Here is a 19132-nt window from a genome sequence, read left to right on the forward strand (position 1 = left end):
TGCCGTCGATGTCATTACCTCCGACGCGAATGCTGGCCTCCACCCTGATCATGGCATTAGCCGGGGTGGGAATGGTTGCCTGCAGCGGCGACGAGCAGAAAAGCGACAGTTCACAGATCACGGTGTGGAGCCTGGAGGACGTGGCCGACCGGGTCACCGCCACCAAGGCGATCATCGCCGACTTCACCGCCAAGACCGGCGTCAAGGTCAACCTGGTCACCGTCAACGAGGACCAGTTCCCCGCCCTCATCGCCTCCAGCGCCGCCGCCGGCGAGCTGCCCGACGTGGTCGGCTCGGTCTCGCTCGCCGGCATCCAGACTCTCGCCGGCAACGATCTGCTGCACCCGGACGCCAACAAGGAGGTCGTCGACAAGCTCGGGCGGGACACCTTCTCGCCACGCGCGCTGGAGCTGACCTCCGACGGCGACAAGCAGCTCTCCGTCCCCAGTGACGGGTGGGGGCAGCTGCTCGTCTACCGCAAGGACCTCTTCGACGCCGCCGGCCTGCCCGCCCCCGACACGTACGAGAAGATCGCCGCCGCCGCGGCGAAGCTCAACACCGGTGGCGTCGCCGGCATCACCGCGGCCACCGCCCCCGGCGACGTTTTCACCCAGCAGACCTTCGAGCATCTCGCCCTGGCCAACAACTGTCAGCTCACCGACGACTCCGGCGCGGTCAAGCTCGACTCCCCGGAGTGCGTCGAGGCGTTCCGCTTCTACGGGGACCTGATGCGCAACCACTCGGTCAAGGGTGCGCAGGACGTGGACACCACCCGGGCCACCTACTTCGCCGGCAAGGCGGCGATGCTGATCTGGTCGCCGTTCATCCTCGACGAGCTGGCCGGGCTGCGCAACGACGCCAAGCCGACCTGCCCGCAGTGCGCGAAGGATCCGACCTGGCTGGCGAAGAACAGCGCCTTCGTCACCGCGATCAAGGGGCCCAACTACGCCGAACCGGCCCAGTACGGCGAGATCAGCTCCTGGGCGGTGCTCGACGGCGCCGCCGCCGATCCGGCGAAGTCGTTCGTGGAGTACATGCTCGGCGACGGCTACCCGCGCTGGTTCGGGATGTCCCCGGAGGGCCGGTTCCCGGTCCGCAAGGGCACCGCGGACGACAAGGAGAAGTTCCTGACCGCCTGGAACACCAGCCAGGCTGGCGTGGACGCCAAGAAGCCACTCTCCGCCGTCTACGGCGACGACGTGCTGGCCACCCTGCGCAAGAGCCCGGACACCTTCCAGCGCTGGGGCCTGCCGCAGGGCCAGGGCAAGCTGGTCGGCGCGATCCTCGGTGAACTGCCGGTACCGAAGGCGCTCGCCGACGTGATCGGCGGCAAGTCCGACGCCGCCGCGGCCGCCGCCCGGGCGCAGAAGGACGTCGAGGCGATCAAGAAGGGCGTCAATTGACCACCACCGCGCCGGAGGCCGGCCGCTCCCCCGCCCGGGAGCGGCCCGGCCCCCGGCGCCGGCCACTGACCCTGCGCCGCCGCGAGTCCCGCGCCGGGCTCGCGCTGGTCACCCCGACCCTGCTCGTGGTGTTCGCGGTGATCGGCATCCCGATCGTCTGGACCGTCGTGCTGGCCTTCCAACGGGTACGCCTGGCGACCCTGCGCCGGACCGGGCTCTTCGGCGAGTTCACCATGAGCAACTTCGACCGGGTGCTGCACACCCCCGGGTTCGCCGACACGCTCTGGACCACCCTGCTCTACAGCCTCGGCGGGACCTTCGGGTCGATCGTGATCGGCCTGGTCGCCGCGCTGGTCGTCCGCCGGCCGTTCCGGGGGCGCACGCTGGTCCGGGCGTCGATGCTGCTGCCGTACGTGGCGCCGGTGGTCGCGGTGGCCTTCGTCTGGCAGGTAATGCTCGACCCGCAGCTCGGCATCGTCAACGACTGGGGGCAGCGGTTCCTCGGCTGGGACGCGCCGATCCCGTTCCTGTCCCAGGACTCGACCGCGCTGTGGACGGTGATCGCGTTCGAGGCGTGGCGGTACTTCCCGTTCGCCTTCCTGTTCCTGCTCGCCCGGCTCCAGGCCGTCCCCGGTGAGCTGGAGGAGGCGGCCCGGGTGGACGGTGCCACCCCCACCCAGCGCTTCCGGCACATCCTGCTGCCGCAGCTGCTGCCGGTGATCGCCCTGCTGGGCGTGCTGCGGTTCATCATGACGTTCAACAAGTTCGACGACGTCTACCTGCTCACCGGCGGTTCGGCCGGCACCGAGGTGGTCAGCGTCCGGGTCTACCAGTTCCTCACGGCGCGTACCGACGTCGGCGCGGCGGCGGCACAGGCGGTCGTGCTGGCCGTGGTACTGATCGCGTTCGTCGCGATCTACCTGCGCTTCTTCACCGCCCGCAGGGAGGCGTGATGGACCGGGACCGGATCGAGACGGTCAGCCTGCGCTGGCTGCGCCGGCTGGTGATCGCCGCCTTCCTGCTCGTCACCGTGCTGCCCTTCTGGTACATGCTGGTGCTCTCGGTGCGCCCCATCGAGCGCCTGCTGCTCGACCCCGGCTCGCTCTGGGTGCCGGTCGGCGAGTTCACCGTCGCCACGTACGCCGAGGTGCTCAAGGCCGCCGAGGACGGCGGCCAGGGATTCCTCACCTTCATCCGCAACAGCGGCCTGGTCGCACTGGCCGCCACGCTGCTGACCCTGGTGGTCGCCATCCCCGGCGCGTACGCGGTGTCCCGGCTGCGGTTCTTCGGCCGGCGGCAGGTCAACGCCCTCTTCCTCGCCGTCTACCTCTTCCCGTCGATCGTCATCGCCATCCCGCTGTTCGTGGTCTTCACCCGGGTCGGGCTGCGCGGCTCGCTGTTCGGGCTGGTGCTTGTCTACATCTCGCAGACCCTGCCGGTCTCGGTCTACATGTTGAAGAACTACTTCGAGACGATCCCGATCAGCCTGGAGGAGTCGGCGGCCATCGACGGCGCCGGCCGGCTCGGCATCATCCGCCGGGTCAGCCTGCCCCTCGCGGCACCGTCGATCATGGCGGTCGCCCTCTACGACTTCATGATCGCCTGGAACGAGTTCCTCTTCGCCCTGCTCTTCCTGGTGGACAAGCCCAACCGGTGGACGGTCTCGCTCGGGCTGTCGCTGCTCTCCGACGGCGTCGAGGTGCCGAAGACCGTGCTGATGGCCGGATCGGTGATCCTGACCCTGCCCATCGTGATCCTCTTCTTCGCCAGCGAACGGCTGCTCACCGAGGGGCTGACCAGCGGCGCGGAGAAGGGCTGACCGTCCCGACGGCCAGGCACCGCGGCCGTTCGGCGGCGCCTGGCCGTCCCGCCTTTCCGGCCCTGCCGGCCTCACCCACGGGCTAGAGTCGGCCCAGGTCACGGCGATCGGCGGGTCGTCCGCTTCGACTTCCTCGGCTGGGGCCGCTCGGACAAGCCCGACGGCTACCCGTACACCGCGGACAACCAGGCCGGCGACGTCGCGGCGGTGATCGACCATCTCGGGCTCGAGCGGGTGGTGCTCGTGGCCCATGACGCGTCCGGGCCACCGGCGATCGACTGGGCGCTGATGCATCCGCACCGGGTCGCCGCGCTGGTGCTGCTCAACACCTACTACCACCAGACGGCGGCGCTGCGCCGACCACCCGCCATCGCGCTGTACTCGACTCCGCTGGTGCGCGTCGCGGCGCGGAAGCTGGCGGGGCGTGGGTCGGACCTCGCGCTGCGCCTCTACGCCTGGCAGGTGGGCAGGTTCATCCGCGACGACCAACGCCGGGCCCCTCTGGTGAAGCGCCTGTGCGATGACTTCGTCGCGGCCCAGCCGGCGTTCTGGCGGCTCAACGACGACCTGCTCGGCACCGTCTTGACGCGCCGGCGCCGGCTACCCGACCTGCGCCGGTTCGACCGACCGGTGCGGGTGATCTTCGGCGCGGAGGACCGCTCCCTCAACCCGCGGGTCGCGCGCCGCTTCGCGGAGCTCTTTCCGCGCGCCGACCTGCACCTGCTCCGGAATGCGGGGCACTTCGTGCAGGTCGACCAACCGGAGCGGACCGCGGAGCTCGTCCTCTCCGCCGGTTGACGCCGGAAACGAGTACCGCTCGGCGGTGCTCTTCCTGGTGGGGCTGAACTTGACCTTGAGCGGGGGTGACACCGCCGGGTCGGCACCGCGCAGCCCGCCTGGTCACGCACGGCAGAGGCGCCCGGACACCCCATCCGGCTCCCAGCGACGGTGATCCGGTTACGGTGACCCCATGAGCAAGCCGACGCGGTGGGTGACCGAGACGAAGCCCGGGCACTCGCAGTGGTACATCGACCGGTTCCGCCGCCTCGCCGCCGAGGGGGCGGACCTGGCCGGTGAGGCGCGGCTGCTGGACGCGCTGGTCCCGCCGGGGGCCCGCATCCTGGACGCCGGCAGCGGCACCGGGCGGGTGGGCGCCGCGCTGGCCGCCCGGGGGCACCGGGTGGTCGGGGTCGACGCCGACCCGGCCCTGGTGGAGGCCGCCCGCGCGGACCACCCCAGGCCCCGCTGGCTGGTCGGCGACCTGGCCGCGCTGGACCTCGCCGCTCAGGACGAGGCGGAGCCCTTCGACGCGGCCGTGATCGCCGGCAACGTGATGGCGTTCGTCGCCCCCGGCACCGAGCGGGCGGTGCTGGCCCGGGTCGCGGCCCACGTCCGCCCGGACGGCGTCGTGGTGGTCGGCTTCGGCACCGACCGGGGCTACCCGCTGACCGACTTCGACGCCGACGCGGTCGCCGCCGGGCTGCGGCTGGAGCATCGCTTCGCCACCTGGGACCTGCGCCCGTGGCGGGATGAGGCCGACTTCGCGGTCAGCGTGTTGCGCCGCCCTGCCGACTGACCGCCCGGCCGGCACCCGGGGGCCGACCGGCGCCAGGCCCGGGCCGCCGGCGCCGAGCGGGCGAGGGCTCCGAGGTCAGGCCGGGGCGGCGACCGCGCGGGCGGCGGCGGGGTCGAGTGGGCTGCCCGCAGGGACCAGGCTGACCAGGCTCGCCGGCAGCCGGACCGGGCGGACGTCGGAGTAGCCGAGCATGCCGAGCACCGCGCCGTCGGCGAGGACGTACCGCCGGCCCAGGTCGGTGACCACGGAGACCGCGCCGCCGGACGCGCCGGGCGCCGCCGCCGACTCGACCACCGCGCCGCGTCCGGGCTCGACCATCACCTGGTCGGCGCGGACGCCGCCCGGGCCGGCCGGCGTCCGCGCTCCGGCGGCGAGGTCCGGCGGGGCGGCGCCCACCCGTACGTCGCGTACGCCGGTGTCGTCGCCGACCCGGGCGCAGACCGCTCCGCCGTCCACGGTGGCCAGCCGGGGCGGGGCGGGGGGCGGCGCGGTCGGCCCGGTGGGGACCCGGTCGGGCAGCTTGGGCAGGGCGGCGAACCGGCCCAGGGTGATCGGCTTCGGCTCACCCTGGCCGGTGCGGGCGAGCAGCAGGCCGGCCTGCAGTTCGGTGATGCCGGCCAGGCCGTCCCGCTCGGCCACCGCGTACTGCCGGCCGCCGCCGGAGTTGCGCACCAGGTAGACATCGCCGACGGTGGCGCCGGCGACCCGGGCGGAACGCTCGCCGAGCCCGCGCACCGTGGGCGGGGCCAGGTCAGCGCCGGCCGGCACGGCGTTGAGCAGCGCCGGCGCCACCGGCACGGCCCGTTCCCGGGTCGCGGCCAGTGCCGCCAGCACCCGGTCGGTGTCGCGGAGCAGGTGCCGCCGGTGGTGCCAGAGCAGGTGCAGGCTGCCGTCCGGGTGCCGCAGCAGCACCCCCTGCTCGCCGAGCGACCGGCCGCCGGTGGCGTGCCGGCCGATCAGCAGCGCGGAGCGCGGATCGGTCGGCCCGGCCTCGGCGGAGGTGACCGAGCAGATCGTCCACGGCGCGGTGGAGAGCCGGCCCGGCGCGGGCAACGAGTCGGGCGCGTCGGCGATGCCCAGCGGCAGCCCGCGCGGAACGCCCTGGATCGAGCGCCGGGAGACCAGCACGGTCTTCGGCCGGTCGGCGCCGATGATGAGCAGGGCGGAGGCGTAGTTGAGCACCGGATGCAGCTTCTGCTCCCGGTAGACGAACCGGGCGCCGGACTCCTTCTCCACGATCACCGCGCCGGAGTCCCGCCAGGAGCTGCCGCCGCCGGCGAACAGGCCGTAGAGGGCGAAGCCGCCGAGGCCGATCACCGCGACCAGCACGCTGGCCAGGCCCGCGCCGGCCAGCCGCCGGAACGGCGACTGGGCCGGATCGGTCTCCCGCATCACCAGCGCGGCCACGGCCCGCTGCACGGTGAACTGGTACGAGTGGAGCTGGTCCTGCCGCGACGGCATGGGGTCCCTTCCGCTGGGTCGGCCGGGGCACAGGATAAGCGCTCCGTCGATGCGTTGAGGACCCTGTGTCGCCGATGAGCGGTTTCTCCACACCCCGTCGGGCATACCCTCCGGGGTATGTGGCCGAGCGGCTACCCCCGGGGGTATGTTGGAGCACAGGAGGTGGCGCGGTGAAGCTGCGACCGGAGATGACCGGCGAGGCGTTGACCCGGCTCAAGCGAGCCCGGGGGCAACTCAACGCGGTGATCGAGATGATGGAGAGCGGGCAGGACTGCCGGGAGGCGCTGACCCAGCTCGCGGCCGTGTCGAAGGCGATCGACCGGGCCGGCTTCAAGATCATCGCATCGGGGATGCGACACTGCAATGCCGCGCGGGAGCGTGGCGAGACCCCGGAGATGACCGAGGAGGAGCTCGAGAAGCTCTTCCTGGCCCTGGCCTGATCGATCATTTAAACGACGTCACGCCCGCGTCGCCTACCGGCGACGTGGGCGGGTAAACGCACCTCGAACCAGGGCCGAAGTCTGCCACCCGGATACCCCCCCGGGTATATGAACGTTGAAGGGAGATCGGAATGTCAGTTGAGGTGTCGGTCATCGCCACGTCCTCCCTCGGCGACCGGAGCTACCTGGCTTCGGACGGCACGGTGGGCATCGTGGTCGATCCGCAACGCGACATCGACCGGGTCATGTACCTGGCGGGCGAGAAGGGCGTGCGGATCACCCATGTGGTGGAGACGCACATCCACAACGACTACGTCTCCGGCGGACTGGAACTGGCCCGGCTGACCGGCGCGCACTACCTGGTGGCCGCGGCCGACGAGGTTGGTTTCGACCGGATGCCGGTCTCGGACGGCGACCAGGTCCCGATCTCGGACACCCTGCGGATCCGAGCGGTCGCCACGCCCGGCCACACCTTCCACCACCTGTCGTACGTGCTCGACGAGGCGACCGACGGCGACTGGCGGCCGGGCGGCGTCTTCACCGGCGGCTCGCTGCTCTTCGGCACCACCGGGCGCACCGACCTGCTCGGCAAGGAACACGCCCACGAGCTCGCCCACCATCAGCACGCCTCAGCGAGGCGGCTGGCCGACCTGCTGCCCGACGGAGCCCAGGTCTGGCCGACCCACGGCTTCGGCAGCTTCTGCTCGGCCAGTCAGGCCGACGCCCCGGAGTCGACCATCGGCCGGGAGAAGCAGGCGAACCCGGTGCTGCGGCTGGCCGCCGACCAGTTCGCCACCGAGACGCTGGCCGGGCTCGACGCCTACCCCGCGTACTACGCGCACATGGGGGTGGGCAACGTCGCCGGCCCGGCACCGGTGGACCTGACCCCGGTGACGCGCGCCGACGCCGCCCAGCTGCGCGACCGGATGGCGGCCGGGCAGTGGGTGGTCGACCTGCGCCACCGCACGGCGTACGCGGCCTCGCACCTGGCCGGCACGGTCAGCCTCGGGCTGGACGGCCCGATGTCGACCTGGCTCGGTTGGCTGATCGACTGGGGCCTACCGATCACCCTGCTGGCGGAGACGCCGGAGCAGGTCGCCAGCGCCCAGCGCGAGCTGGTCCGGATCGGCATCGACCGGCCCGCCGCGCAGGCCACCGGCCAGCTCGAGCAGTGGGCCACCGACCCTGCCCAACTCCGCGAGCTGCGGATGGCCGACTTCCCGGCGCTGGCCGCGGCAGGCGCGGGCAACCCGCCCGCCGGCCTGCCCGCCCCCGACGTGGTCCTGGACGTGCGGATGACCTACGAATGGCGGGCAGGCCACGTCGACGGGGCCGTGCACGTCCCGCTGCCCGACCTTCCGCGCCGGCTGGCAGACGTCCCACCGGGCATGGTCTGGGTGCACTGCGGCTCCGGCTACCGGGCCACCGCAGCGGCGTCCCTGCTCGCCAACGCCGGCCGCGAGGTCGTCGTCATCGACGACAAGTTCGGCAACGCGGAGGCGGCGGGCGTCGCCATGGCCGACAAGCCCTGACCCAACTGCGACACCGGCCGGCGCGGCTCCGCGCCGGCCGGCCGGCCCTGCCCGCCGACAACGGCGTTGAGCCACGAACGAGGAGACATGAGCACTTCCGAGACCGCCCGCCCCGCCACGCTCGACGCCGGCGCCCTGCGCGAGCTGATCGACTCGGGCCAGGGGCCCCGACTGCTCGACGTGCGCACCCCCGCCGAGTTCGAGACGTCCCACATCCCGGGCGCCTACAACGTCCCGCTGGACCTGCTCAAGGAGCATCGCGACGAGCTGCGCACCCACCTGGCCGAGGACGTGGTGCTGATCTGCCGCTCCGGCACCCGCGCCACCCAGGCCGAACAGGCCCTCGCCGGGGTCGGGCTGCCGAACCTCAAGGTCCTCGACGGCGGCATGCTCGCCTGGCAGGCCGCCGACGCGCCAATCAAGCAGGGCGCACCCCGCTGGGACCTGGAACGGCAGGTCCGTCTCGTCGCCGGCTCGATCGTCCTGGTCAGCATCCTGGCGTCGGTCCTCGTGCCCGGCCTCAGGTGGGTCGCCGGGCTCATCGGCGCCGGCCTCACCTTCGCCGCGGTGACCAACACCTGCGCAATGGGCATGCTGCTCGGCAAGCTGCCCTACAACCGGGGCGCCAGCTGCGACCTGGACACCATCGTCGGACAGCTGCGCGACGGCACGGCCACCGGGCGGCGGGCATGACCGCGAGCATCCTGCTGACCGTCGGGCTGGCCGTGCTGATCGGGATCAGCCTCGGCCTGCTCGGCGGCGGCGGATCCATCCTCGCCGTGCCGCTGCTGGTCTACGTCGCCGACCTGCCGGCCAAGGAGGCGATCGCCACGTCGCTGCTCGTCGTCGGCGTCACCAGCGCGGTGGGTGTCCTGCCGCACGTCCGGGCCAACCGGGTGCGCTGGCGCACCGGCCTGATCTTCGGCTTCGCCGGCATGACCGGCGCCTACGCAGGCGGCCGGCTGGCCGCGTTGATCCCGGCCGGGTTGCTGCTCACCGGCTTCGCGGTGATGATGCTGGCCACCGCGGTCGCGATGATCCGCGGCCGGCGCGCCGCGGAGGGCAGGCCGGTGCCACATGAACTGCCCGTGCTCGGGGTCATCGTCGACGGCATCGTCGTCGGCCTGGTCACCGGACTCGTCGGCGCCGGCGGCGGCTTCCTGGTAGTGCCCGCCCTCGCCCTGCTCGGCGGCCTGCCGATGCCGGTCGCAGTCGGCACCTCCCTGGTCGTCATCGCGATGAAGTCCTTCGCCGGCCTGGCCGGCTACCTCTCCAGTGTGAGCATCCACTGGGGGCTGGCCGCCGCGGTGACCGTCGCCGCCATCATCGGCAGCTTCGCCGGCGGGCGACTCGCCGGACGGATCCCTGTCGACATCCTGCGCAAGTCGTTCGGCTGGTTCGTCGTGGTCATGGGCGTTTTCGTCCTCGCCCAGCAGCTTCCCGCCGAACTGGGACGAGGGTTGGCCGTGGCGGCGGCGCTCGCGTCGGCCGGTACGGTCTCGGTGGCGGTGGTGCGACGCCGCCAGAAGGAGAGACACCGTGGACAGCAGCGACTGGGACACCCGGTACGCCAACGCGCCGGGTCTGGTGTGGAGCGCTGAACCCAACCGGTTCGTCGTCGAGTCGGTCGCCGGGCTGACCCCCGGCAGCGCGCTCGACCTGGCCGCCGGCGAGGGACGCAACGCGGTCTGGCTGGCCGGCCAGGGCTGGCGGGTCACCGCCGTGGACTTCTCCCCGGTGGCCGTCGAGCGGGGCCGCGAGCTGGCCGCCCGCCGGGGCGTACCGGTCGAGTGGCGGGTCGCGGACGTGACCGGGTACCGGCCGGTGCCGGGCAGCTACGACCTGGTCGTGATCAGCTACCTGCACCTGCCCGCCGAGGACCTGGCCCGGGTGCTGGGCGCCGCCCGCAACGCGCTCCGCCCCGGCGGCAGGGTCGTCGTGGTCGGTCACGACCGGACGAACCTCGGCGGCGGGACGGGCGGGCCGCAGGACCCGGCGATCCTGCTGACCCCGGAAGCGGTCGTCGACGGGCTCGCCGGGCTACGGATCCAGCGGGCCGAGACGGCCCGCCGGCCGGTCGACACGGGCGACGGCGGGACGGTCGACGCCCTCGACACGGTGGTCGTCGCGGCCCGCCCCGTCGGCTGATTCCGGACCCGCCGCGGTGCGGTCGGGCGGTGCGGGTGCACGGCTGGCCGGGACGGGAGCCCGCCCGGACCGGTCAGGGGCGCAGGATGAGCCGGATCGGGTTGCCCTCCTTGTCGTGGACCCGGCGCACCGCCTCGGCCGCCTCGGCCAGCGGCAGCACGTCGCTGACCGAGGCGGTCAGGTCGAGCCGGCCCTGACCGGCGAGCGCCACCAGCTGATCGACGTGCTCGGCCTCCGAGCCGTAGTGGCCCAGCACCGCCTGGCACAGGTAGTTGAACCGGCTGTCCGAGAGGATGGTGACCGGCTGGTTGGCGATGCCGGCGAGCACCAGCCGGCCGCGCCGACCGAGCACCGTCATCGCCTGTTCGCGTACCGGGGTGACGCCGGCGAAGTCGAACGCGACGTCGAGGCCGCGGGCGTCGGTCAGCGCCAGCACGGCGTCCTTGAAGCCGTCGTCCTTCGGGTCCAGGGCCACGTCGGCGCCGAGGGTCAGCGCCCGGTCCCGGGCCGCCGGCAGCGGATCCACGGCGATGACCGGGGCCGCGCCGACCAGCAGGAGCAGCTGCACCGCGTGCGCACCGAGGCCGCCGACGCCCCACACCCCGACTGCCTCCCCCGGCCGGGTCCGCGCGGTGTCGGTCACCGCCGCCCACGGGGTGGAGACCGCGTCGGGGATGATGCAGGCCTGCTCGAACGGCAGCGCGTCCGGAATCTGCACCAGGGTGTCCTCGCGGGCCAGCGCGTACTCGGCCCAGCCGCCGTCGTAGTCGACGCCCCGGGTGAGCACGGTGCCGCGCCGGTCCCGCTCCCCCGCCTGCAGCAGCACCCGCTGGCCCGGCTGCCACCACTCGACCCCGTCGCCCAGCGCGTCGACCGTCCCGGCCACCTCGTGACCGAGGGTCACCACGTCACCGGGCAGGTACAGCGGGGTGAGCGTGCCGTCGATCAGGTGCACGTCCGACAGGCACACCCCGGCGGCGGCCACCCGGATCCGGACCTGCCCGCGACCTGGCTCGGGCACCGACACCGACTCCATCCGCAACCCCCGCCCGGCCACGTGCAACCGTCCGGCCAACATCTCCGCCACCGCGCTCCCCTTCCGCCGACGCCCTCGACCGGGTGGCATACCCGGGCCGGGGCGCGGAATGCCGACGGCGCCGGAAAAGCCCGGCGCGGCCCGGATCGTCCGGCGACGGGCCGACGGGCCGGTAACATCCGGTGACGGAACCGGCGGAGAGGACCCCCCGTGGGCGCGCGATTCGAAGAACTGGCCTGGCGGGAGACCCCGATCGGCGAGATCAGCCTGCGCCGGCGTCGCGACCCGTCGCTCGACGTCGATGTGTACGAGGTGAAGCTCGACGACGAGTTTCTGATGTCCAGCCTCTTCCCGGTCGCGGAGATCGAACTCGCCCGGCTCGGGCTGGCACCCCTGACTGGTGACGCCCTGGACGTGGTGGTCGGCGGCCTCGGCCTCGGCTACACCGCGCGGACGGCGTTGGAGGACCCGCGGGTCCGCTCAATGGTGGTGGTGGAGGCGATCGAGGACGTGATCGACTGGCACCGCCGGGACCTGCTCCCCTTCACCGCCGGGCTGGCCACCGATCCGCGTACCCGATTCGTCCGGGCCGACTTCTTCGCCGCCGTCGCCACCGGCGCCGGGTTCGACCCCGAGGCGCCGGGGCGAAGGTTCCACGCCGTGCTGCTCGACGTCGACCACTCGCCGCGCCAGGTGCTGCACCCCAGCCACGCCGACTTCTACACCGTGGCGGGGCTCCGCCGGCTCGCCGACCTCCTGCACCGCGACGGGGTCTTCGCGCTCTGGTCGAACGACCCGCCCGACCAGGCGTTCCAGCGGGTGCTGACCGAGGTGTTCCCGACCTCGGTGGCGCACGTCGTCCGGTTCCCCAACCCGTTGCAGGGGCGGGAGTCCGCCAACACCGTCTACGTCGCCCGGCACTGACCTACGCGACCGCAGGTTACTCGGGCGTAGGTTGGGTTGATGGCGGCGGCACCACCCCAGCGAGGAGAGACGGCGATGGGCGCGACCGCGGACCGGCCCTGGACGCGCAGCTACGCCCCGGGAATACCGGCCACCATCGCGGCCTCGGCGGAATCGCTGGTGGGCCTGCTGACCGACGCCGCCCGACGGTTCGGCTCCCGGGTGGCGCTGGACTTCTTCGGCGCCGCCACCACGTACGCCGAGCTGGCCGACCAGGTCGACCGGGCCGCCGAGGCGCTGCGCCGGCTCGGCGTCGGGCGCGGCGACCGGGTGGCGCTGGTCCTGCCGAACTGCCCCCAGCACGTGGTCGCCTTCTACGCGGTGCTGCGGCTCGGCGCGGTGGTGGTCGAGCACAACCCGCTCTACACCGCGCAGGAATTGGAGCACCAGCTCACCGACACGGCGCCCGGGTCGCCGTGGTCTGGGACAAGGTCGCCCCGCCACGCGGAGAACCGAGCCGGGAAGATGCCGAGCAGCCCGCGTACCTGTGACCGGGGCTCAGACGGTGTACGGGCCGCCGATGATCAAGAAGGCCTCTCGAAGGGGTCAACTGCACGGGCGGGGGTCCCGGCAACGTCGACGTCGATCGCGAGCAGAGCGCCGTCCAGCGGCCCGCGTGTCGCCAGCCCGTAGTGGGCGCTGGTGATGAAGAGCCGCCGCAGTTGTGGGCCGCCGAGGCACACGCTGGTGGGCTGGGCCACCGGCAGCCGCAGCTCGCGCTCCAGGCTGCCGTCCGGGCGGTACCGGCGCACCGCGTACCCACCCCACAGTGCCACCCAGAGGTGACCGGCCGCGTCGACCGTCATCCCGTCCGGGGCGCCCTCTTCGGCGGCCAGCCGCAGGAATGGCTCGCGGCCGGAAAGCCCGCCGGTGGGCGGGTCCACGGTGAACCGATCCACCTCGCCCCGGGCGGTGTCGGCCAGGTACATCGTGCACCCTTCGGCGTCGAACGCGGGTCCGTTGGTGATGGTCAAGCCGGTCACCGCGGGCACGGGCACGCCGTCGCGGGCGATTCGGTAGAGGGTGCCCGCGCCGGGCGTGGTGTCCTGCGCCATGCTTCCGGCCCAGAAGCGCCCGTGCGGGTCGGCGACCGCGTCGTTCATCCGGGCCGGCGCCGCGTTGCCGCTCTCCAGGTCGGCCACCGGTCGGTAGCCGTCGGCACCGGTGAGCAGCGCGACGCCGGTGCCGACGGCGGCGAGCCAGTCACCGGCCGCCCCGGCAACCGGCGCCACCGCGCCGAGCGGGGCGTCCAGCCGGCGCAGCTCGCGCAGCGGCCCGGGCTCGTCGCCGGTGGTCTCCAACAGGCGGCCGGCGAGCAGATCCACGAGGATCAGACGCTCGTCCACCCAGCGGGCGCCCTCGCCCAGCTCGAACCGGTCGGCGCTCCACGGGGTCGGTTCGGTGAGCCGCATCATTTCTCCCAAGGCGTCAGCGCACGGCCGTACCGGGCGCGTGGTCGAGCAGCGACAGTTCGGCCCGGTTGGGCAGCCCTTCCCAGTCCCCAGAACTGGCGACGGCGAACGCCCCGGTGGTGACGGCCCGGTCGAGCCGGCCGGAAACGTCGAGCTGGTCCAGCGTGGCGGAGAGCAGGCCGGCCACGAACGCGTCGCCTGCTCCGACGGCATCCACCACCGGGACGGTACGGGCCGGTCGATGCAGGCTGCCCTGCGCGGTGTGCATGGTGGCGCCCTGCCCACCGTGCTTGACCACCACCTCGGACACGCCGGCTGCCCGCAGGGCGGTGACCGGATCCGGGTCGTCGCTCAACACGGACAGCTCGTCGTCGGAGGCAACGAGCAGATCGACCGAAGGCAGCAACGGGCGGAGCGCGAGGGCGGCCCGATCGACCGGCCAGAGCCGGTGCCGGTAGTTCACGTCCAGGCAGACCAGTGCGCCGGCGGCCCGGGCCGCGTCGACCGCCGCCCCCACGGCGGCACAGGGCCGCTCGCCGAGTCCGGCGGTGATGCCGGTGACGTGCAGGATCCGGGGCACTCGCGCGGGTTCCGCGAACGCCGGCGCCACATCCTTCGGGCCGAGCCGCGAGCCGGCCGAGCCGGTCCGGTAGTAGCTGACCCGGCTGATGTCGCCGATCCGGGCCTCGAACAGGATCAGCCCGGTCGGGGCGCCCGGGTCGATCCGGGCCAGGCTCAGGTCGACTCCTTCCGCGCGCAGCGTACGGCGGACCAACTCGCCCAGCTCGTCTGCGCCGGTGACGCCGATCCACCGTACCGAGTGGCCGAGCCGGGCCAGGCCGATCGCCACGTTCGACTCGGCGCCGGCGACGGAGAGCCCGACGGTACCGCCCAGCCGAAGCGGCGTGGCGGCCCGGAACGCCGCCATCGTCTCCCCTAGCGTCACCACGTCGACGCCGGAGCCGCGGTCCAACGGGGGGTTTGGGGTGAGGGCGAAGCCGGTCATGCCGCGACCGCCGCGAGGAAGTCGGCGGCCCGCCTGCGCAACGCACTCAGGTCGCCGCCGCAGGCGGCGTCGCCGAGCAGCGGTGAGCCGACCCCGACCGCGATGGCGCCCCGGTCGAGGTAGCCGCGGGCGGACTCGGCGTCCACGCCGCCGACGGGAACGAACGGGGTACGCGGGAACGGGTCGCGCAGGGCGCGCAGATAATCCGGGCCACCGAGCGAGGCGGGGAAGAGCTTGACCGCCGTCGCGCCCCCGGTGGTGGCCTGGACCACCTCGGTCGGGGTCAGCGCGCCGCCCAGCACCGGCAGCCCGAGTCGACCCGCCTCGGCGAGGCTCGGCGCCAGCGCCGGGGTTACCAGATAACTGGCACCGGCCGCGGCGGCCTGCCGGGCCTCGTCGACGCTGAGCACCGTACCGGCGCCCAGACCGTGGTCGGCGCCGAGCGCGGCGCGCGCCCGGCGCAGCACGCCTAGCGCGTCGGTGCTGGTGAACGACACTTCGATCAGCTTGACGCCGCTGTCGGCCAGGGTCAGCACCGCGGCCAAGGCGGCGTCTGGATCGTCGGACCGCACGATCGCCAGCAGCCGGTGGGTGCGCAGGGTGTCGAGCAGGTTCAACGGTGGTCGCCTCCGGACGATCGATGGGCGGTGATGGTGAGCTGCCAATCGACCTCGCCGCCGGCCGGGACCACCGCTGCGTCACCGCCGGCGGCGTCGGCCTCGCCGAGGTCGAAGACCGCGCCGAGCATCGGTTCGACCCCGATGCTGCGGTACGGCCCCGACGCCGGCCAGCCGCGCAGGTTACGCCAGAGCGCCGTGGATCGGGGCTGGCCGGCACAGTCGAGACGCAACCGCAGCGTGTGGACGCCGTCCACCACCTGCACGTCGGGGCAGCCGACCAGGATGGTGCCGAGCGCGGTGCCGTCGTCCGGGCCGAGCCGGTCCAGCGGCAGTCCGGGCGACGCCGGCCAGGGCGCGGTGTGCCAGCGACTGCCGGCCGGCCATGTTCCGTCAGCGACCTCGCCGTCCGCCTCCGCGTAGAGCCGGGTGGGGGTACCTGCCGGGGCGAGCAGCCGGGCCGCCGGTGACAGGTCGAGCAGGGCGTGCGCGGCCCAGACGAACCGGTATCCCGGGGCGGCCAGTAGCCGGTAGCGCGCCACCACCGCCCCGGCCTGCTCGGTGAGCTGCCGGGTGAGCGTGAAGTCGGGGCACTCGACCATGGCTCTGCCCGAGCCGACCGACCGCCATCGGCGGGACCAAGCGGCCCCGTGGTCGGGCGTGCCGCGTACCGTTGGCACACACTCCTCCAGGCCGCCCGCGTCGATGAACGGGTCGCCCGGGCTGACCCGGTCGCGACCGGTGGCGGTACCGGTCCAGAGCCACTCGCGGCCGGCGCCTGCCAGGCTGGTCCACCGTCCGCCATACCGGTCGTCAGTCACGACCCGCAACGGAACATCGACCGGGCTCACCATTCGGCGAACGAGCCGTCGTCGTGCCGCCAGACCGGATTGCGCCAGGTATGACCCGCGCGGGCGGCGGCACGCACCGCCGCCTCGTCGATGCTGATGCCGAGACCAGGCGCCTCCGGTCGGCGCAGGTGCCCGTCGACAAACCGGAACGGCTCCGGGTCCACCAGGTAGTCGAGCAGGTCCGAACCCTCGTGGTAGTGGATGCCGATGCTCTGCTCCTGGATCAGGAAGTTGGGCGTGGCGAACGCGACCTGCAGGCTGGCGGCGAGCGAAATGGGCCCGAGCGGGCAGTGCGGCGCCAGCACGGCACCGAAGGTTTCCGCCATCGTCGCGATCCGGCGGACCTCGGAGATGCCCCCCGCGTGGGACAGGTCGGGCTGGACTACCGCCACGCCGGCCTGCAGTGGAGCAAGGAACTCGTGCCGACCGAAAAGGCGCTCGCCGGTGGCGATCGGTACTGGCGAGGCGGTGACGATGTCGGGCAGCCGGTGGCTCTGCTCCGGCACGACCGGCTCCTCGACGAAGAGCGGCCGCAGCGGGGCGAGTTCCGGCAGGATGCGGCGGGCCGCCGCCGCGCTGGCCCGGCCGTGGAAGTCGACGGCGATGTCCCGGTCCTCGCCAAGCACCTCACGGGCGGTGGCGACCCGGCGTACCACGTCTGCGACCTCGGCGGACGTGGGGATGGCGGTGAGGCGGCCGGAGGCGTTCATCTTGATCGCGGTCATTCCGGCAGCGACCTGTGCGGCGGCCGCGTCGGCCACCTCGCCCGGCTCGTCGCCGCCGATCCACGAGTAGATGCGGACCCGGTCGCGGACCGGTCCGCCGAGCAGCGCGTGCACCGGCGCACCGTACGCCTGCCCGGCGATGTCCCACAGCGCCTGGTCGAGGCCGGCCACGGCGCTGGAGAGCACCGGCCCGCCCCGATAGAAGCCGCCCTTGGTGAGCACCTGCCAATGCTGCTCGATCCGGAGCGGGTCCTCGCCGATCAGGTACTCGGCGAGCACGTCGACGGCGCTGCGGACCACCTCGGCCCGGCCCTCCACCACGGGCTCGCCCCATCCGATCAGCCCTTCGTCGGTCTCCACCCGGCAGAACAGCCACCGGGGCGGGATGAGGAAGGTCTCAATTCGGTCGATCTTCACCAGGTGCCTCTCTGCCATGTCGCTCGGCTGCCAGGTCGCTGCGCTCCTCGGGTCGCCGACGGCCCTACATGCTCATTCGCTGTCGCCTCGTTTGCGTTCGCGTACCTTTTGGACGTCCCGGACCGCCTTGTCCAGCAGGCCGCGCATGGCCTGCTCGGCGCCATCGGCATCGTTCGCCCGGATCGCCTCCACCACCGCCCGGTGGCTGGGTACGGGGTCGTCGTGCTGGGCCACTCCGTGTACCAGCCGGTCCCGCTCGGCCAGCCCGGTCTCGATCACCACCTCCATGCGTTCCAGCAGTTCGTTGTGGGTGGCCGCGAGCAGCGCACGATGGAAGCTCAGGTCGGCGTGGACCTTGGCGGTCGGGTCGGCCGCGGCCGACATCTCGTCCAGCGCGGTGTCGAGGACGGCGAGGTCGGCCTCGGTGGCCCGCAGCGCGGCGAGCCGCGCCGCCGCCGGTTCGACGATGCTGCGTACTTCGTGCAGCTGGTCGAGCAAGTGCTGACCGGCCCCCTCGGCGAACTGCCACCGGATCACATCGCCGTCGAGCAGGTTCCAGTCCGTCCGGGGTCGCACGAACGTGCCGCGCTTCTGCCGGGCGTCGACGATGCCCTTGGCGGTGAGGACCTTGAGCGCTTCCCGCAACGCGGTGAGGCTGACGTCGAGCTCCTCCTGCAGGGCGGCGAGGTTCAGGGTGGCGCCCTCGGCGATCTCGCCGGCGAGGATGCGCCGGGCGATGACCTCGACGGTCTGACCGTGGACACCGCGGCGTGCGTAATGTGCCAATGCTCTGTGTGCCTTCTCGTCCGTTGGTTCGATTTGTCAGGCCGAGGCTTTGACCGCGGTCCAGCCACCATCCACCACCAGGCTGGCGCCGGTCACGTAGGCGGCGTCCGGTGAGGCGAGGAAGGCCACCGCGGCGGCCACCTCATTCGGCGTGCCAAACCGGCCGGCCACGGTCTGCGCGACGCTACGCTCTCGGTCTGCTTCGGACACTCGGTCCCACGCTGGGGTGAAGATCGGGCCCGGCAGAACGGTGTTGACCCGGACCTCGGGGCCGTACTCGACGGCGAGCTGGCGACCGAGCGCGACCAGGCCGCCCTTGGCCGCCGCGTACGCCGGGTGTCCGGGAAGTCCGACCAGCGCGTGCACGGACGAGACGAGCACGACCGCACCCCGGCCGGCGCGTAGGTCGTCCAGGCACGCCCGGACGCCGAGAAAGCTGCCGGTGAGGCTCACCGCGAGCTGGCGGTCCCACGATTCGCGGCTGGTCTGGTGAGCGGGCGCCACCTCGCTGAAGTAGGCGTTGCTGACCAGGATGTCCACCGGGCCGAGGTGCTCCCGGAACGCGGTCACGGCGCTGGACCAGGCGGCCTCGTCGGCGACGTCCGCAATGACCGGGTGTGCCCGTCCACCGCTGGCGGTGATTTCTTCGGCTACCGGGCCGGGGGCGCGGATGTCGGCCAGGCCGACGGCCGCGCCTTCGGCGGCCAGACGCCGCGCAGTGGCCGCACCGATACCCCCACAAGCGCCTGTGACCAGGGCAACCTTGCCTTCCAGCCGTCGCACGTGCTGACTCACCGCCCGCCGAAACTCGCAGATCAAAACATTAATTACGAAGAAATCTTGACAGTTGTCGCCCGTCGATGCAACCTACTGCTCACACCGTTTACAGGACCGACACACCGCGACCGTCACGCATCGTATCGATGAGGAAGGGACACCC

The 19132-nt window shown here is 73.0% G+C and carries 20 protein-coding genes and 1 pseudogene; 12 read left to right on the forward strand and 9 right to left on the reverse strand.

Annotation, left to right across the window (positions count from 1 at the left end):
* The first annotated feature begins 8 nt into the window (after window positions 1-8).
* The 5 genes from GA0070613_RS27325 (at window position 9) to GA0070613_RS27345 (ending at window position 4798) form a co-directional block, all read left to right on the forward strand.
* Complete coding sequence (locus tag GA0070613_RS27325) at window positions 9-1403, forward strand: ABC transporter substrate-binding protein (protein ID WP_089014899.1); 1395 nt, start codon at window positions 9-11, stop codon at window positions 1401-1403.
* Window positions 1400-2356 carry a carbohydrate ABC transporter permease gene (locus GA0070613_RS27330; protein WP_089014900.1) on the forward strand — a complete coding sequence of 319 codons (957 nt, stop codon included), beginning with the start codon at window positions 1400-1402 and terminating at the stop codon, window positions 2354-2356. The genes GA0070613_RS27325 and GA0070613_RS27330 overlap by 4 nt, the downstream gene beginning before the upstream one ends.
* Window positions 2356-3222, forward strand: a complete 867-nt coding sequence (locus GA0070613_RS27335) for a carbohydrate ABC transporter permease (protein ID WP_089014901.1) — start codon at window positions 2356-2358, stop codon at window positions 3220-3222. The genes GA0070613_RS27330 and GA0070613_RS27335 overlap by 1 nt, the downstream gene beginning before the upstream one ends.
* 39 nt (window positions 3223-3261) lie before the next feature.
* Window positions 3262-4020, forward strand: a complete 759-nt coding sequence (locus GA0070613_RS27340; protein WP_089014902.1) for an alpha/beta fold hydrolase — start codon at window positions 3262-3264, stop codon at window positions 4018-4020.
* Between the two features lie 172 nt (window positions 4021-4192).
* Window positions 4193-4798, forward strand: a complete 606-nt coding sequence (locus GA0070613_RS27345; protein ID WP_089014903.1) for a class I SAM-dependent methyltransferase — start codon at window positions 4193-4195, stop codon at window positions 4796-4798.
* A 75-nt stretch (window positions 4799-4873) separates the two neighbouring features.
* On the opposite strand, the gene eccB is transcribed toward GA0070613_RS27345, so the two are convergent.
* Complete coding sequence (eccB, locus tag GA0070613_RS27350) at window positions 4874-6259, reverse strand: type VII secretion protein EccB (RefSeq protein ID WP_089014904.1); 1386 nt, start codon at window positions 6257-6259, stop codon at window positions 4874-4876.
* Window positions 6260-6429: 170 nt separating this feature from the next.
* Here eccB and GA0070613_RS27355 point away from each other — a divergent pair, with 170 nt between their 5' ends.
* From GA0070613_RS27355 to GA0070613_RS27375, 5 genes are all read left to right on the forward strand, one after another.
* The gene (locus tag GA0070613_RS27355; protein ID WP_089014905.1) at window positions 6430-6699 is read left to right on the forward strand and encodes a metal-sensitive transcriptional regulator; all 270 of its coding nucleotides are present in this window, start codon (window positions 6430-6432) and stop codon (window positions 6697-6699) included.
* 131 nt (window positions 6700-6830) lie between these two features.
* Window positions 6831-8231, forward strand: a complete 1401-nt coding sequence (locus GA0070613_RS27360; RefSeq protein ID WP_089014906.1) for an MBL fold metallo-hydrolase — start codon at window positions 6831-6833, stop codon at window positions 8229-8231.
* 87 nt (window positions 8232-8318) lie between these two features.
* Entirely contained in the window at window positions 8319-8924 is a 606-nt protein-coding gene (locus tag GA0070613_RS27365) for a rhodanese-like domain-containing protein (RefSeq protein ID WP_089014907.1), read from the forward strand.
* Complete coding sequence (locus GA0070613_RS27370; protein WP_089014908.1) at window positions 8921-9832, forward strand: sulfite exporter TauE/SafE family protein; 912 nt, start codon at window positions 8921-8923, stop codon at window positions 9830-9832. The genes GA0070613_RS27365 and GA0070613_RS27370 overlap by 4 nt, the downstream gene beginning before the upstream one ends.
* Window positions 9771-10379 (forward strand): class I SAM-dependent methyltransferase, encoded by a 609-nt coding sequence (locus GA0070613_RS27375; protein WP_089014909.1) that lies wholly within the window; start codon window positions 9771-9773, stop codon window positions 10377-10379. Before GA0070613_RS27370 ends, GA0070613_RS27375 begins: the two co-directional genes overlap by 62 nt.
* Before the next feature lie 73 nt (window positions 10380-10452).
* Here GA0070613_RS27375 and GA0070613_RS27380 read toward each other — a convergent pair whose 3' ends face one another.
* Window positions 10453-11457 carry a zinc-binding dehydrogenase gene (locus GA0070613_RS27380; RefSeq protein ID WP_197699137.1) on the reverse strand — a complete coding sequence of 335 codons (1005 nt, stop codon included), beginning with the start codon at window positions 11455-11457 and terminating at the stop codon, window positions 10453-10455.
* Between the two features lie 168 nt (window positions 11458-11625).
* Between GA0070613_RS27380 and GA0070613_RS27385 the strand changes: the two genes are divergently transcribed.
* Both GA0070613_RS27385 and GA0070613_RS27390 read left to right on the forward strand, forming a co-directional pair.
* Window positions 11626-12339, forward strand: coding sequence for a polyamine aminopropyltransferase (locus GA0070613_RS27385; protein WP_089014911.1), 714 nt, complete (start codon window positions 11626-11628; stop codon window positions 12337-12339).
* A gap of 75 nt (window positions 12340-12414) precedes the next feature.
* Window positions 12415-12818, forward strand: a pseudogene (locus tag GA0070613_RS27390) (AMP-binding protein); the annotation flags it as partial.
* 84 nt (window positions 12819-12902) lie between these two features.
* Here GA0070613_RS27390 and GA0070613_RS27395 read toward each other — a convergent pair.
* From GA0070613_RS27395 to GA0070613_RS27425, 7 genes are read right to left on the reverse strand one after another with little or no spacing between them, the layout of a single operon-like run.
* Window positions 12903-13790: an SMP-30/gluconolactonase/LRE family protein gene (locus tag GA0070613_RS27395; protein ID WP_089016236.1), complete on the reverse strand. Its 888-nt coding sequence runs from the start codon at window positions 13788-13790 to the stop codon at window positions 12903-12905.
* A gap of 16 nt (window positions 13791-13806) precedes the next feature.
* Entirely contained in the window at window positions 13807-14796 is a 990-nt protein-coding gene (locus GA0070613_RS27400; RefSeq protein ID WP_089014912.1) for a sugar kinase, read from the reverse strand.
* Complete coding sequence (locus GA0070613_RS27405; protein WP_089014913.1) at window positions 14793-15413, reverse strand: bifunctional 4-hydroxy-2-oxoglutarate aldolase/2-dehydro-3-deoxy-phosphogluconate aldolase; 621 nt, start codon at window positions 15411-15413, stop codon at window positions 14793-14795. The genes GA0070613_RS27400 and GA0070613_RS27405 overlap by 4 nt, the downstream gene beginning before the upstream one ends.
* Window positions 15410-16234: a hypothetical protein gene (locus GA0070613_RS27410; protein WP_231929506.1), complete on the reverse strand. Its 825-nt coding sequence runs from the start codon at window positions 16232-16234 to the stop codon at window positions 15410-15412. The genes GA0070613_RS27405 and GA0070613_RS27410 overlap by 4 nt, the downstream gene beginning before the upstream one ends.
* A gap of 26 nt (window positions 16235-16260) precedes the next feature.
* Window positions 16261-17424: a galactonate dehydratase gene (gene dgoD / locus GA0070613_RS27415; protein WP_231929507.1), complete on the reverse strand. Its 1164-nt coding sequence runs from the start codon at window positions 17422-17424 to the stop codon at window positions 16261-16263.
* Window positions 17425-17478: 54 nt separating this feature from the next.
* Complete coding sequence (locus GA0070613_RS27420; protein WP_089014915.1) at window positions 17479-18192, reverse strand: FadR/GntR family transcriptional regulator; 714 nt, start codon at window positions 18190-18192, stop codon at window positions 17479-17481.
* Window positions 18193-18228: 36 nt separating this feature from the next.
* Window positions 18229-18975, reverse strand: coding sequence for an SDR family NAD(P)-dependent oxidoreductase (locus GA0070613_RS27425; RefSeq protein ID WP_089016238.1), 747 nt, complete (start codon window positions 18973-18975; stop codon window positions 18229-18231).
* Between the last annotated feature and the right edge of the window lie 157 nt (window positions 18976-19132).

This window comes from Micromonospora inositola (genome assembly GCF_900090285.1).
Lineage (GTDB): Bacteria > Actinomycetota > Actinomycetes > Mycobacteriales > Micromonosporaceae > Micromonospora > Micromonospora inositola.